13 protein-coding genes are annotated in these 15,067 nt (G+C 65.6%); 9 read left to right on the top strand and 4 right to left on the bottom strand.

Going from position 1 to position 15,067, the window contains the following annotated elements; translation table 11 throughout:
• Window positions 1-113: 113 nt before the first annotated feature.
• The 3 genes from cydB to C9F12_RS02390 form a co-directional block, all read right to left on the bottom strand.
• Window positions 114-1,112: a cytochrome d ubiquinol oxidase subunit II gene (cydB, locus tag C9F12_RS02400; RefSeq protein WP_108133771.1), complete on the bottom strand. Its 999-nt coding sequence runs from the start codon at window positions 1,110-1,112 to the stop codon at window positions 114-116.
• A 4-nt stretch (window positions 1,113-1,116) separates the two neighbouring features.
• Window positions 1,117-2,526, bottom strand: a complete 1,410-nt coding sequence (locus C9F12_RS02395; RefSeq protein ID WP_108133772.1) for a cytochrome ubiquinol oxidase subunit I — start codon at window positions 2,524-2,526, stop codon at window positions 1,117-1,119.
• A gap of 306 nt (window positions 2,527-2,832) precedes the next feature.
• Window positions 2,833-3,822 (bottom strand): calcium/sodium antiporter, encoded by a 990-nt coding sequence (locus tag C9F12_RS02390; RefSeq protein WP_108447840.1) that lies wholly within the window; start codon window positions 3,820-3,822, stop codon window positions 2,833-2,835.
• 193 nt (window positions 3,823-4,015) lie between these two features.
• Between C9F12_RS02390 and C9F12_RS02385 the strand changes: the two genes are divergently transcribed.
• The 9 genes from C9F12_RS02385 (at window position 4,016) to C9F12_RS02345 (ending at window position 14,505) form a co-directional block, all read left to right on the top strand.
• Window positions 4,016-5,431: a paraquat-inducible protein A gene (locus C9F12_RS02385; protein WP_240184154.1), complete on the top strand. Its 1,416-nt coding sequence runs from the start codon at window positions 4,016-4,018 to the stop codon at window positions 5,429-5,431.
• Window positions 5,428-7,116 carry an intermembrane transport protein PqiB gene (gene pqiB / locus C9F12_RS02380; RefSeq protein WP_108447838.1) on the top strand — a complete coding sequence of 563 codons (1,689 nt, stop codon included), beginning with the start codon at window positions 5,428-5,430 and terminating at the stop codon, window positions 7,114-7,116. The genes C9F12_RS02385 and pqiB overlap by 4 nt, the downstream gene beginning before the upstream one ends.
• Window positions 7,117-7,198: 82 nt before the next feature.
• Entirely contained in the window at window positions 7,199-7,780 is a 582-nt protein-coding gene (locus C9F12_RS02375; RefSeq protein WP_045994327.1) for an ABC-type transport auxiliary lipoprotein family protein, read from the top strand.
• 218 nt (window positions 7,781-7,998) lie between these two features.
• Window positions 7,999-9,351: a DEAD/DEAH box helicase gene (locus C9F12_RS02370; RefSeq protein ID WP_108447837.1), complete on the top strand. Its 1,353-nt coding sequence runs from the start codon at window positions 7,999-8,001 to the stop codon at window positions 9,349-9,351.
• A gap of 143 nt (window positions 9,352-9,494) precedes the next feature.
• Window positions 9,495-9,995 carry a hypothetical protein gene (locus tag C9F12_RS02365; RefSeq protein WP_045994329.1) on the top strand — a complete coding sequence of 167 codons (501 nt, stop codon included), beginning with the start codon at window positions 9,495-9,497 and terminating at the stop codon, window positions 9,993-9,995.
• 82 nt (window positions 9,996-10,077) lie between these two features.
• On the top strand, window positions 10,078-11,307 hold the full coding sequence (locus C9F12_RS02360; protein WP_045994330.1) for an MFS transporter: 1,230 nt from the start codon (window positions 10,078-10,080) through the stop codon (window positions 11,305-11,307).
• A 43-nt stretch (window positions 11,308-11,350) separates the two neighbouring features.
• Window positions 11,351-12,397: an asparaginase gene (locus C9F12_RS02355; RefSeq protein ID WP_108447836.1), complete on the top strand. Its 1,047-nt coding sequence runs from the start codon at window positions 11,351-11,353 to the stop codon at window positions 12,395-12,397.
• 98 nt (window positions 12,398-12,495) lie between these two features.
• Window positions 12,496-12,732, top strand: coding sequence for a DUF2789 domain-containing protein (locus tag C9F12_RS02350; RefSeq protein WP_045994332.1), 237 nt, complete (start codon window positions 12,496-12,498; stop codon window positions 12,730-12,732).
• Window positions 12,733-12,999: 267 nt separating this feature from the next.
• Complete coding sequence (locus C9F12_RS02345; RefSeq protein WP_108447835.1) at window positions 13,000-14,505, top strand: GGDEF domain-containing protein; 1,506 nt, start codon at window positions 13,000-13,002, stop codon at window positions 14,503-14,505.
• A gap of 64 nt (window positions 14,506-14,569) precedes the next feature.
• Here C9F12_RS02345 and C9F12_RS02340 read toward each other — a convergent pair whose 3' ends face one another.
• Window positions 14,570-14,980, bottom strand: coding sequence for an SRPBCC family protein (locus C9F12_RS02340; RefSeq protein WP_045990888.1), 411 nt, complete (start codon window positions 14,978-14,980; stop codon window positions 14,570-14,572).
• Window positions 14,981-15,067 lie beyond the last annotated feature (87 nt).

The following is a 15,067-nucleotide window of genomic DNA, read 5'->3' as shown; positions in this document are numbered from 1 at the left end:
CGGTGTGCTGGTCGAGCCACCGCCGCGCCCTGGTGGCCTCGCCGCGAGACGACTCAGAACGAGGCGGCTCAGAACGAGGCGACTCAGAACGAGGCGACTCAGCACCAGACGACTTAGTGATAGCCGCCCCCTCTTACCTTGCCGCGGAACACCCAGTAGGACCAGGCGGTGTAGCCCAGTACCACCGGGATCACGAACAGCACCCCGAGCAGCAGAAACAGCTGGCTCTCCGGAGCCGAGGCGGCGTCCCACAGGGTGATGTCCGGCGGGATCAGGTAGGGCCACTTGCTGGCCACCAGCCCCAGGTAGGTGAAGAAGAACAGTCCCAGGGTAGCCACGAACGGCTGGCCCTCGCGGCGACGGGCCACCGAACGCCACACCATGGCGGCGCACAGCAACGCCAGTGCCGGGAACACCCAGAACAGTGTCAGGTGGCCGAACCAGCGCTCACGCACGAAGTCGTCGACGAACGGTGTCCAGATACTGATCACGGCAAAGCCCGCCAGCACCAGTCCCAGCAGCCTGGGCGTAATGCGGTAGGCCCATTCCTGCACCTGCCCCTCGGACTTCAGAATCGTCCAGGTCGCCCCCAGCAGCGCATAGCCCGCCATCAGTGCAAGGCCAGTGATCACGGTGAAAGGTGTCAGCCAGTCGAAAGGACCGCCCACGTAGACATTGTTGGCGACCTCGAAGCCCTCGATGTAGGCGCCGACCACGACCCCCTGACAGAAGGTGGCGACCATCGAGCCCCAGCAGAAGGCACGGTTCCACCAGTGGCGATTACGTACCGACTTGAAGCGGAACTCGAAGGCGATGCCACGGAAGATCAGGCCGGCCAACATCAGGAAGACCCCAAGATAGAGCGCCGGCAGCAGGATGGTATAGACCAGCGGAAAGGCCGCCAGCAGTCCCGCCCCGCCGAGTACCAGCCAGGTCTCGTTGCCGTCCCATATCGGCGCTACCGAGTTCATCATGACGTCCCGGGCGTGCTCGTCCGGGGCGAAGGGATAGAGGATACCCACCCCGAGATCGAAGCCATCCATCAGGATGTACATCATCACGCCGAACCCGATGATCAGCGCCCAGATGGCAGAAAGGTTGATCAATTCCATGTCATCAGCTCCCGAACTGGCGGCCGGCGTCGGCCTCGAGGGTGGCGTGGGCGGCGGACAGCGGGCGCTTGGCCGTCTCGACCTCGTCGTCGTGGGGCTCCTCGGCCAGCATTCCCTGGCGCACCACCCGGGTGAGGTAGTAGCCCCCGGTCAGGAACACCACCGCGTAGACCAGCACGTAGCCGATCAGGGTGGCGAGCACCATCCAGCCACTGAGCGACGGCGTCACCCCCTCGGCCTGGGTCATCATGCCGTACACCAGCCAGGGCGCGCGGCCCGCTTCGGTGACGAACCAGCCGCCCAGCACCGCGATAAAGGGCGCCACGCTCATCAGCCTAAGCGTCTGCAGGAAGGGGCGGCTCTTGTACAGGCGACCGCCACGGCGCAACCACAGGCCGGTGAAGGCCACCGCGATCATCAGCATGCCCATGCCGACCATGGCGCGGAATGACCAGAACACGAACCACACCGGTGGTTGCTCCTCTACCGGGACCTCCTTGAGCCCGGGCACCTCGCCGTCCAGGTCATGGGTCAGAATCAGGCTGGCCAGGCGCGGAATGCCGATCTCGAAGTGATTTTCCTGGGCCTCCTTGTCCGGCCAGGCGAACAACAGCAGCGGCACCCCGGACTGGGTCTCCCAGTTGGCCTCCATCGCCGCCACCTTGGTCGGCTGATGCTCTAGCGTATTGAGGCCATGGGCGTCGCCAACCACCGCCTGTACCGGCGCCAGCACCAGCAACAGCCACATGCACATGGACAGGGCCTTGCGGTTGGCCTCGACGTCGCGGCCGATCAGCAGATACCAGGCGCTGACGCCGGCCACCACGAAGCCGCCGGTCAGGAAGGAAGCCAGCGCCATGTGGGCAAAGCGATAAGGGAAGGAGGCATTGAACATGGCCTCGCCCCAACTGGTGACGCTGAAGTGGCCGTCGATCATTTCCACCCCGGCGGGGGTCTGCATCCAGCTATTGGTGGACAGGATCCAGAAGGCCGAGATGAAGGTGCCCACCGCGACCATGATGGCGGCGAACAGGTGAACCCCCTCGGCCACCTTGCCACGTCCAAACAGCAGCACCCCGAGGAAGCCGGCTTCCAGGAAGAAGGCGGTGACCACTTCATAGCTCAGCATGGGGCCGAGGAAATTGGACGTCGCCTGACTGAAGTTGCTCCAGTTGGTTCCGAACTGGAAGGCCATGACGATCCCGGAGACCACGCCCATGCCGAAGACCACGGCGAAGACCTTGACCCAGAAGGCGGCCAGTCGATCCCAGGCAGGATTGCCGGTCTTGTAGAAGAGTCCATGCAGGACAGCGACATAGGACGCCAGCCCTATGGTAAAGACGGGGAAGATGGCGTGGAAGGATACGACGAAGGCGAACTGTATACGTGACAGAAGCACGGGATCCAGTTCCATGAGCGACTCCTCGAGGCAGGGATGACCGACGGCACCGCCCTGCCTCGGGAACACAACCGGACGAGGCAGGACAGCATCGAACCCGAGCGGAATCTAGCCGACAAGAGACGGCCTTGCTCAGCCGCCCCGCTCAGCTACTATGCACAAACATGCATTCCCGATCCCGCTTGCCCTCCAGCATAGAGGCCCCGCCGGCCTCTGTCCCATGGCCAATTGTCGCACGCACCCATGGCCGATCACCTACCCGCTTGTCCGCCCACCTCCCTTGCCTTTGCCGTGACAAGGGCACCGTAGCCAGGTGTCAGGTCATGCCTGCCCCAGCACCAGCGATACCAGATAGGCGGTGTAGGCCAGGTACACGGCAACCAGGACGCCACCCTCGAACCGATTGATGCGCCCCGCCCGGCCCTTCCAGCCCAACGCGAACACCGCCATCATCAGGGTCATGGCGGTCATCAGCGACCAGTCTCGCATCAGCACCTCACGCCCGGCCTCGATCGGCGCGATGACGGCAGCCAGGCCCACCACCCCCAGGGTGTTGAACAGGTTGGAGCCGACCACATTGCCCAGCACCAGATCATGCTCCTTGCGACGCAGGGCACTGATGGACGAAGCCAGTTCCGGCAGCGATGTGCCGATGGCGACCACGGTCAGTCCGATGATGACGTCGGACACCCCGAGCCCCTGGGCGATATCCACCGCGCCCCACACCAGCAGCCGGGAACTGACGACCAGCAGTGCCAGGCCCAGCACGGTAAGGAAGATGCCCTTGCCCAGCGACATGGGGTGAGCATCGAGTTCCTGCACGGTATCGGTGGCCAGGGCGTCCGCCCTGGCGGCGGCTTCCTCGCGACGGCTCTGGATCACGCTTGCGACCATGAACACCAGCAGCGCCAGCAGCAGCAGCGCGCCCTCCAGCCGGGAGACAAGCCCGCCCCACATCATCAACGCCGACACCAGGGTGGCGGCACCGAGCACCGGCAACTCGCGCCGAATCACCGATGAATGCACCGCCAGCGGGGAGATCAGCGCCACCAGCCCCAGGATCAGGCCGATGTTGGCGATATTCGAGCCATAGGCGTTACCGAGTGCCAGCCCCGGGTTGCCCTGTGCCGCAGACAGCGCCGACACCGTCAATTCAGGTGCCGAGGTGCCGAAGCCGATCACCAGCATACCCACCAGCAAGGGCGACAGTCCCAGCCGCGCAGCGGTGGCCGCGGCGCCCTCGACAAAGCGTTCGGCGCTCCACACCAGCACCACCAGGCCACCCAGAACCGCCAAAACGGGAAGCAACATGTCAACTCCTCACCCATGATATCGGTCGCATCTTTGTCTATGGTGTCACCCACGTCAACGTGCCACACTATTTAATTCGCAGGATCAGCTTGTTAAGCCATCAGCGCCTGATTCGCGACGAAATGCAGACGAACAGAACCCTCTTCAAGACCGGAGTCCCCCTACCACTGTGACGACCCCCGTACGTGGCCCCCTGGAACGGATCCGCAACGCCTCCGTCACCCAGCATCCTCCCCCCGAGGTGCGCATCAGGTCGCGCCGGCGCCTGCGTGCCTGTCACGAGTGCGACTGGATCATGGCGCTGCCGCCGCTGCGTCCCGGTGAAGAAGCGGACTGTGTCCGCTGTGGTCACGACCTGGTCAAGCGTCATGCCTTTCCCGCCCAGCGCAGCCTGGCGCTGTCGCTGGCATCGCTGGTGGCACTGGCGCTGGCCCTGTCCTTTCCGTTTATCGGCTTCAGCACGCGGGGTGTCGGCAACGAGATAGAAGTGGCCCAGACCGCCACCCAGATGCTCGAGCATCACCAGCCCATCGTCGCCATGGTGGTGCTGATGTCGATCATCGTGTTGCCGGCGATCTATCTGCTGACGGTGGTGTGGCTGCAGATCAGCCTGATGCTGCCCCGCCGTCTGCCCTATAGCCGCACTCTGGCCCGGGGCTTGTCGCATATTGCCCCCTGGCTGATGGCCGACGTCTTTATCGTCGGCACCATGGTGGCGCTGATCAAGGTGGCGGGACTTGCCGAAATTTCCCTCGGACCGTCGTTCTGGGCCTTTATCGCCTACGCCATCCTGCTGCTGGCGACGACCCTGTCACTGGACAAGGACTGGCTGTGGTTCTCGCTCAGCGGCGAGCCGCTGGCACCGGAGGGCACGCGTACCGGCGAGACCGCTGCCTCCCAGGGGCTCACCGGCTGCCCCACCTGCGGGCTGATCAACTGCCTGGACAGCGAGGGCCATGGCCGTTGCGTGCGCTGCAGCGAGAAGCTGCACGCCCGCCGCCCGCGCAGCCTGCAGACCACCTGGGCGCTGCTGTTCACCGCCGCAGTGCTCTATATCCCCGCCAATGTCTATCCCATCATGTACACCACCAGCCTAGGCAGCTCCGACCCGCAGACCATCATTGGCGGTGTCATCTACCTGGTCAGCCACGGTTCCTGGCCGGTGGCGCTGGTGATCTTCGTGGCCAGCGTCATCGTGCCCATCGGTAAGCTGCTGGCGCTGGTCTGGCTGTGCCTGGTGGCGCCGCGGGCACCGGGCATGCGCTCGGTGGTGCGAGCGCGGCTCTACCGATTGACCGAACTGATCGGACGCTGGTCGATGGTCGACGTCTTCGTGGTAGCCATCCTGGTGGCCCTGATCCGCGCCGGTGCGCTGATGTCGATCGATCCTGGCCCCGCTGCGCTGGCCTTCGGTGGCGTGGTGATCATCACCATGCTGGCGGCCATGAGTTTTGAGCCTCGCCTGCTGTGGGACGGCAGCGAGGATCCCTGCAACCCGATGGACTCCCGGGATGATGACGGGTTGCACGGCGACCACTCGGGCCTGGCGTCCGACGCCGCCCCTTCACCCCATCGCACTGCGCCGGATGAACAAGGAAGCACACCATGAGTGACGCCGATACGCGCCACCCCGACAACCCGCCAGCGCCGTCCAGCAAGGACATGCACCGCGCCGCGCCGACCCAGCAGAAACGGCTGTCGCCGGTGTGGATCGTGCCCTTTGTGGCACTGCTGATCGGCGCCTGGCTGGTCTACGACAACTATGCCAGCCGTGGCCCCCAGATCGCTCTGCACCTGCCATCCGCCGACGGCATCGAGGCCGGCAAGACGTTGATCAAGACCCGTAACGTGGAGGTCGGCAAGGTCACCTCGGTAGCACTCAGCGACGATCTCTCCGGCGTCGAGATCACCGCTCAGATGGAACCCCAGGCCGAGAAGATGCTGGTCGAGGACACCCATTTCTGGGTGGTCAAGCCGCGCATCGGGCGCGAGGGTATCAGCGGACTCGGCACCGTTCTCTCCGGTGCCTATATCCAGCTCGAGCCGGGTCAGAGCGAGGTGGATGCCCGTGAATTCGACGTCAGCGACCAGCCCCCGGTGGCGCCGCCGGGGGCCCAGGGACTGCGCCTCAACCTGGTCAGCCAGGTCGGCAACTCGCTCAGCGTCGGTGACGCCGTCACCTTCCAGGGGGTCAGCGTCGGACGGGTCGAGGAGGCCGACTTCGATGTCTCCACCCAGAGCATGCACCACCGCATCTTCATCGAGAGCCCCTACGACACCCTGGTCACCGAGAACACCCGCTTCTGGGCCACCAGCGGCATCGACGTGCGCTTCGGTTCCGACGGCTTCCAGGTCCAGGTCGAGTCGCTGGAAGCGCTGCTCGGCGGTGGAGTCACCTTTGGCGTGCCCGACGATATTCCCGCTGGCAAGGAGGCGGAAGAGGACGCCACCTACGAGCTCTATGCCGATGAGGAGGCCGCCCGCCAGGGTACCTTCAATCGCTATCTCGAGTACGTGCTGCTCAACGAGGACACGGTGCGTGGCCTGTCCCGCGGCGCGCCGGTGGAATTCCGTGGTGTGCGCATCGGCACCGTGGCAGCCGTCCCCTGGAACTTCACCTCGCCCCAGCCGGAAGACCGCGACAAGCTGGCCATCCCGGTACTGATCCGCATCGAACCCCAGCGTCTGGGCATCGGCGCCAACGAACTGGATCTGCAGGAGTGGCGTGAGCGCTTCGACCGTCTGTTCGAGCGCGGCCTGCGCGCGACCCTCAAGAGCGGCAGCCTGTTGACCGGGGCGCTGTTCGTCGACCTCAAGATCGACGAAGAGCTGCAGGGCCAGTATCTGGCCGAGACCTTCGCCGACCGCCCGGTGTTCCCCACCGCCTCGGCCGGCCTTGCCCAGATCCAGGCTCAGGTCACCGCCCTGCTCGACAAGCTCAACCGCCTCGAGATCGAGCCTATCCTGTCGGGACTCGACCGCAACCTTCAGGTCTCAGAGGCGATGCTGACCCAGGCCCGCTCACTGGTGCAGAGCATGAATAACCTGCTCGACAACCCCGAGACCCAGGGCTTGCCCGGCAACCTCAACCAGACCCTGGTCGAGCTGCGCCGCACCCTCGACGGGCTGTCGCCGGAATCCAGCGTCTACCAGGACCTGACCCGCACCCTGAACGAGGTCGAACGTCTGGTGCGTGACCTGCAGCCGGCCGCTCGCAAGATCAGCGACGATCCCCGCGCGCTGCTGTTCGACAGCATCCAGACCGAGGACCCGATCCCGCGGGCACCGCGCTGATCGCCTCCCGCCCGAGTCTGCGGACTCGGGCGGGATAGACGGAAGCATCGACAACACTGACCTCACCGGAAAGGAGTTCTCCATGAGGCCGATACATCGCCTGTGTGTTCCCCTGCTGGCGCTGTGGCTGGGCGGCTGCGCCAGCGGCACCGCCCCCATGAACCACTACGTGCTGCCCTCGGATGCAGGAAGCAGCGATGCCCGGGTCCCCAGCGCCGACGAAACGCCCTTGCTGGTGTCCACACCCAGGCTCGCCAACTACCTCGAGGCCGAAGGCATCGTCCTTCAACTCGACGACATCTCGCTGAACGAGGCCAAGTCCCACCAATGGGCGGCACCGCTGGCACAGCAACTCGAACGCGGCCTGCGCGACCGCCTGGAGGCCAGACTGCCTGGACGTCGGGTGCTGCTGTCCGGCGACAGCGGCAACGCCCTGACCCTGGAATTGAGCGTCGACCGCTTCCAGGGCCACTACGACGGCTACGCCGTGGCTTCTGGTCAGTGGCTGTTGCGTGACGGCCAGCGCAAGGTGGTGGACAGCGACAGCTTCGAGGCCACCGAGTCGCTGGACAGCGACGGCTATTCGGCACTGGTACGAGCGCTGGGGCGCACCTGGGATCAGGTGGCCGATGATATCGCCGCCCGGGTCCGTGTCGCCCCCTGAGCGTCTCGACAACGCCTCCCCGCCCCTCATCAAGGTTCTGCCGGCCCGACTTCTTTTCACCCCCGCCGATGCGCCGGGCCGGCAAATCTGGCATCATGCCCGCAACGGTGACGGGGGTCCCCCGCTAGAGCGGTCACCGAATTTTTCCCCACGCCTTGTCCGGGACCGACGCCATCAGAACGGTGGCGTCCAGCGAGTGCGTGCGTGCTGGAGTTTGCATGAGTTTTTCCGATCTCGGCCTGCGTGCCGAATTGCTTCGCGCCGTCACGGCGCAAGGCTATGACACCCCGACTCCGATTCAGCGTCAGGCCATCCCCGCGGTACTCAAGGGTGGCGACCTGCTGGCCAGTGCCCAGACCGGCACCGGCAAGACAGCGGGCTTTACCCTGCCGATGCTGCAGCGCCTGGCCGATGGTCCTCGCCCCTCCAAGCGCCAGGTCCGTGCCCTGGTACTCACGCCCACCCGTGAACTCGCCGCCCAGGTCGGCGAGAGCGTGCGCGACTACGGTCAGCACCTGTCACTGCGTCACCACGTAATCTTCGGTGGCGTCGGCCAGCAACCCCAGATCGACGCCCTGCGGCCCGGTCTCGATGTGCTGGTGGCAACGCCTGGCCGCCTGCTCGACCTGCACCAGCAAGGCCACGTGGATCTGTCGAGCGTCGAGATCCTGGTGCTCGACGAAGCCGACCGCATGCTCGACATGGGCTTTATCCACGACATCCGCCGTGTGCTGAAGCTGTTGCCCGAGAAGCGTCAGAACCTGCTGTTCTCGGCGACCTTCTCCAGCGAGATCCAGGCGCTGGCCGACAAGCTGCTCGACCGCCCGGAGATGATCGAGGTCGCACGCCGCAATACCACCGCCGAGACAGTCGACCAGGCCGTCTACCGAGTGGACCGAGAGCGCAAGCGCGAGCTGCTGTCACACCTGATCACCAGCCAGCGCTGGTTCCAGGTGCTGGTGTTCACCCGCACCAAGCACGGCGCCAACCGCCTGGCCGAGCACCTCGACAAGCGCGACATCTCCGCCATGGCGATCCACGGCAACAAGAGCCAGTCAGCCCGTACCCGCGCCCTGGCGGCGTTCAAGGCCGGCGAGCTGCAGGTTCTGGTGGCCACCGACATCGCCGCCCGTGGTCTCGACATCGACGAACTGCCCCACGTGGTCAACTTCGAGCTGCCCAACGTCGCCGAGGACTACGTCCACCGCATCGGTCGTACCGGCCGTGCCGGCAACGAAGGCCAAGCCATCTCGCTGGTGTGCGTCGATGAACATGGCCTTTTGAAAAACATCGAGCGCATGATCAAGCGTGACCTCGAGAAGCGCATCGAACCGGGCTTCGAGCCCGACCCCAACGCCAAGCCGGAGCCCATCGAGAACGGCCGCAACAAGCGCGGTGGTGGTCAGCGCCGCAGCCAGGGTGGCAACAATAGCTCCCAGCGCGGCAACGGACGACGTGGTGACGGTGGCGGTGCCGGTGGCGGCGGTAATGCCCGCAACGGCAATGGCGAGCAGCCTGCACGTCGCAGGCGCAGGCGCTCCGGCCAGGGCAACCGCCAGGGACAGGCATAAGCTCGAGCATCGGCTCAGGCATAGCCCCGAGCGTCGGTGCAGGCATAGCCCCGAGCGTCGGCTCAGGCATAGCCCCGAGCGGCTGGACAAGAGCAATCCAGGGGGCGGCTTGCCGCCCCCTTCCATCTCAGCAGGACAGCGATATGGCATCTCCAGAACTGATCAAGGAATATCGCCGCTTCCGGGCCTTCCAGAAGCAGGCGCAACTCGATAACGAGCATCGCGGCGCCCAGACCAAGATCGACGAGGCGCGGGTCAGTGCCGCACGCATGACCGAGGCCTACCGCAGCATGGCAGAGAAAGGCGCCGAGCAGGGGGCCTGCTATCGCACCCTCTACCTGCGCGACCATGACGGCGTGGCGCTGACCTGCGAAGGCTGGATGTTCGTGCGTCGCGTGCTGGCCGAAGGCGGTGCCACTCGCGTACGCGCCAGCCTGCTCGAGACCTTCCGCCTGGAGAATGGCCAGTGCGCCCCCGGCGACACCCCGGTCGAAAAGATCACCCTGGAGATCTACGACCAGCTGCTGGTCGACAAGGGCATGGCCACCGCCGTGCGCATCGATGGCGTCGACGGCGATCGCCACAGCCAGTTCCTGACCTTCAATGATCAGGTGCGTGGCGATCTGCGTCGCTTCCTGAAATAACCGTATCGGCCGCCGTCCGCGGGGCCTGCGCCTCCGGCGGCGCGCCTTCCCCGCTGCGGTGGTCCACCCGCTGGAGCCCCCGATGAAGGTCACGTCCCTGCCCTGGCGCTTTCTGGTGCTGATGGTACTGGTCGGCCTCAACCTGAGACCGGCACTCTCTTCGCTTGCCCCGCTGCTCGCCCGTGTGCAGCAGGATACCGGCCTGTCCCCCAGCGCCATCGGCGCCCTGACCACCCTGCCGGTATTGTGCCTGGGCCTGTTCGCTCCGCTGGCGCCCCGCCTGTCGCGCCAGTACGGCCCGGAACGCGCCTTGTCGCTGGGTCTGGTGGTCATCACCAGCGGTCTGCTGCTGCGCTGGCAGGGAAGCCCCCTCGCGCTCTACGCCGGCACCCTGCTGGTGGGTGCCGGTATCGGTGTATCGGGCGCCCTGCTACCGGCGCTGGTCAAGCGCGAGCTGCCCCGGGGCGCCGACCTGATGACCGGGGTCTACACGATGGCCCTGTGTCTGGGTGGCGCCCTGGGCGCCGGCCTGGCGATTCCCCTGAGCGACCTGCTGGGTGGCTGGACACGCAGTCTGGCGGCCTGGTCGCTGCTGGCCATGGCAGCGCTGATCGCCTGGGAGCTTTACATGCCGCGCACCGCCGCTACCCCGCGGATGGCGGGTGATCCCGGCACCGGCATGACCCGTGGCCTGCTGCGCCAGCCCCTGGCCTGGCAGGTGGCGCTATTGATGGGCACCCAATCGTCGCTGGCCTACATCGTCTTCGGCTGGCTGCCGACGCTGTTGATGCAGCGCGGCATCGGCGAGGCCGAGGCCGGCCTGTTGATGGGCATGTCGGTGATGGTCCAGCTGATTTCTGCGCTGCTGGCACCCTGGCTGGCCCGCTTCGGTCGCGATCAGCGCCCGGCGCTGCTGCTGGTCCTCGCCAGCACCGCCAGCGGCCTGTGGATCCTGCTGATGGCCGACACCTCCCTGCGCTACCTCGGCGCACTGCTGCTGGGGCTCGGCCAGGGCGGCAACTTCTCCCTGGCGCTGACCCTGATCGTGCTGCGCAGCGCAGATTCGCGTCTGGCAGGCCGCCTGTCTGGACTGGCCCAGGGTGGCGGCTATGCCCTGGCCGCCCTGGGCCCCTTGAGCGTCGGCATCATGCTTGATCTGCAGGCACCGATCACCGCCATCGCCTGGCTGTTGATGGGGATCGCCGCCGCCGCCGCCAGCTTCGCCTGGTTCGCTGGTCGTCAGCGTCAGCTCTGCTTCGACGCCGACGATAACGTCATCACCCGCTGCGCGCCTCGCCGAGGCTCACGCTGATACTGTCACTCGTGTCTTCACTCCTTGTGCAGGAAGCCCACCCATGACCCACTCACCCCTGGACCCGGTGCTGGTGATCTACGCCGGCGGCACCATCGGCATGATCGAGACCCCCTCAGGCCTCGCCCCCGGCCCCGACATGGAAGCCCGGGTGCGCGACGCCCTGGCCACACTACCCGACGATCGCAAGACCGCCCTGCCACCCTTTACCTGGATCGAGGTCGACCAACCCATCGACTCCAGCGGCGCCCGTCCCGAGGACTGGGCCCGGCTGGCAGCGCTTGTCGCCGAGCAGGCCAGTCGCCATCGCGGCGTGGTCGTGCTGCACGGCACCGACACCCTGGCCTGGACCGCCTCGAGCCTGGCCTACCAGCTCCAGGGCATCGATCGCCCGGTGGTGGTGACCGGTTCCATGGCGCCGCTGGCCCAGCAGCACAGTGACGCCCTGTACAATCTCGAGAGCGCGCTGCGCTACGCCGCCATGCCTGAATTGCAGGAGGTGGCGGTGAGCTTTGGCGACAAGCTGCTGCGGGGCAGCCGGGCTCGCAAGTGGCACACTCGCGAGCCGGATGCCTTCGAAAGCCCCAACCTTGACCTGCTGGGGAAGCGCCACGGCAACGACTTCCGGCTGCATCGCGAGCACAGCCTCGAGGCTACGCAGCGCGGCGCACCCCGCTACGAGCTCGGCGACTATCATGGCCTGGGGGAGCAGGTGGTGCGGGTGGTCCTGTGGCCGGGCATTCAACCCTGGCAGCTGGCGGCCTGGCTGGGTGATGACCGCGTCAAGGGCGCCCTGATCGAGGTGTGGGGCGGCGGCAATGTACCTGACGACCCCGAGCTTGGCGCCGTGCTGGCAGAGGCCAGCGGCCAGGGCAAGCTACTGGTCGCGATCAGCCAATGCCCACACGGCACCATCGACATCGGACACTACGCTGCCGGCAAGATGCTGGCCGACACCGAGGTGGTATCCGGCGACGACATGACCCCTGAGTCGGCCTATACCAAACTGGTGCATCTGCTGTCGCTGCCCCTCTCGCTGGAACAGAGACGTCGGCTGTTTCGAACCCCGCTGGTCGGAGAACGAGGTTGACATCACACAGGTCACAGAGCAATTTTATGCTCTATTGACACTCAAGGGGCGATGATGGAGTAAGGTTAGGGAGTCCCCGTCATGACAAGGAGTTGCTCATGGAACACCCGGATCATCCCTTCAGCGAGTTGTTTGAACAGCTGGGCCTGGCTTCCGAGCCGGAAGCCATCAAACGATTCATCGATCGCAACTCGCCGATTCCGGAGGGGGTCGAACTGCCCGATGCGGCCTGCTGGAATGAGGGACAGTCGGAATTTCTGCGCGAAGCCATCGAGGCCGATGCCGACTGGGCCGAGGTAGTCGATCATCTGGACGCTTCACTGCGCAAACCCTAGGGCTTGTGCGAAAAGGGCTTGTGCGAAAAGTGTCTGCGCTCGGTAATACGGTGTTAAAAATCGGCTTGGGCGCCAGCCCGGTTAAAGTGCTCATTCACACCCCCTAAACGGCACTTTCTCACCGCTTTTCGCCTTGTCTAACCATCGCTCGTCGACTTTTCGGACATAGCCCAAGCGAGCCGCCGACATCAGCGGCTCGCGCCACTATCAGGCCGATGGATCGGCCCTGACACCAACCACACAACGACAATCGATGGCCTTTTCGACGTGACCTGCCTTCCCCCTGATATCGAAGCGCGGCTCGAGCCCGCCACGCGTCTTCCCTCTCTGCCTGCCGTGGTGTCCGAGCTGCTGGTACTGGCGAGCAATCACGACGCGCCGCTGACCGACTTCGCGACCCTGCTGTCCCGTGACCCGGCCCTGTGCCTGCAACTGCTGCGGCTGGCCAACAGCCCCTACTATCGCCGCGGCTGCGATCCCGTCATCTGCTGCGAGCATGCGGTGACACGCCTCGGTATCGATGGCACCCTCACCGCGCTTTTGGGTTTCACCCTGGTGCGCGACGCGACCCGCGGCCCCCTGGCCGACTATTGGCGACGTACCCTCGCAGCCGCGCACTTGATTCCGGCCATCGCCAAGGTGGTAAATCCCCGCCAGCCGGGCGAGCTGTCGACGCGCGCCCTGCTACGCGAGGTCGGGGTACTACTGCTGTACGCATTGGACCCGAACTACTTTGAGCTGACCGCCCAGGCCGCCACCCGCGAACAGCGCCTGGCTCTGGAACACCGGCATCTTGGCTGCGACCGCGACCAGGCGTCGAGCTGGCTGGCACGGCGCTGGCAGCTGCCCACCAACCTGTTCCTTCAGCGCCCCGTCGATCCGGAAGGCCAGCGTCACCACGAATGGCTCGACGGCATTTGCCTGGAGCTGGCAGACGAACTCGCCGGATGCTGTCTGGACGACGACAGCGACGCCATCCCCGCCGTGCTTCATCGCTTTCAGCAACGCATGAACATGGACGGCAATGCCCAGGCACGTCTTGTCGATGAACTCGCGAGTCGCCTTGAGACCTTGCCGGATTTTCTCGCCACCACGCTGTCGGCAGATGAGGATATCGAACGCCTGCTGGTCGCCGGCAAGCAGCGCCTGCATGGGCTGACCATGAGCCTGGCCGAGCGGTTGCACCACCGCGAGGACCAGCTGATTTCGCTCCAACGCGACAACGAGGCGCTGGATGTGCGCGCCAGCACCGATGCCCTCACCGGTCTTGCCAATCGCGCCGCGCTGGAACGGCGCCTCGAGGAGATGCTCGAGGACGCCCATGCCCGAGACAAGCCGCTGTCGGTGCTGTTTCTCGATCTGGATCACTTCAAGCCGCTCAACGACCGCTACGGCCACCGACTCGGCGACATCGTGCTGGTCAATGTCGCCGCTACCCTGCGTGACGCCATCCGTGAGTCGGACCTGGCGGCCCGCTACGGCGGAGAGGAGTTCGTCATCGCCCTACGGAACACGCCGGAGCCAGGAGCTCTGAGGGTCGCACAGCGGCTACAGCAGTGGCTTTCCGAGCAGCCCATGGCCCAGGTTGACCAGCGCCCCCTTTACGTCAGCGCCTCTATCGGCATCGCCCAATGGCAGCCCGGCATGGACAGCATCGACGCAGCGTCGCTGGTGGAAAAGGCGGACCTGCAGATGTACCAGGCCAAGCAAGCCGGCCGTGCCCGTATCAGTCAAGCTGAACAACTGCAGGAGCGCGCCGGGGAAACACCCTGAAGCAGCACCTGATCAGAACAGGATCTACGCCAGGCGCCGATGTCAGTAGACGTCAAGGTACTCGCTAGAGACGCGCCTCGACCCGCTCCAGGATCTGGGCGCTGACCTTGGCGACCAGCGGGCGAGCCGCGCGATTGACCGCCTTGGCGACCAGCCGATTGCGGATCTGGTAGTCGACGATCAGGCTGACCGCGGTACCTTCATCGACCGCTTCGAGTTCATAGCGGCCCTGATTGCGCACACCGTCGATCGACTCCCAGGCCAGTCGGCTGGGTGGCGACTTCTCGGTTACCTGCACCTCGAAGGTCCAGTCCATGCCGACCGCGTGGACATGCCAGCGATAGCGATCGTCCCCGAGCGGCTCGATCTCGGTGATCAGATCCGAATAGTCGGCGAAATCCTCGACCTTTTCGAGCAGGGCGAAGACGCGCTCGGGAGGCGCGGGAAGCGTGGCGCTGTGTTCGATGGTGGGCATGGCCAGACCGACTCCTTGCCTGAGGGATGCTCCAAGGTAAGGCTGCTACGGAGCCTAGCATCCCGGTTCCCCAGGCCCTTGTAAAGC

The organism is Halomonas sp. BN3-1 (assembly GCF_003056325.1).
Classification (GTDB): domain Bacteria; phylum Pseudomonadota; class Gammaproteobacteria; order Pseudomonadales; family Halomonadaceae; genus Halomonas; species Halomonas litopenaei.
This window is presented reverse-complemented; position numbering and strand designations above follow the sequence as displayed.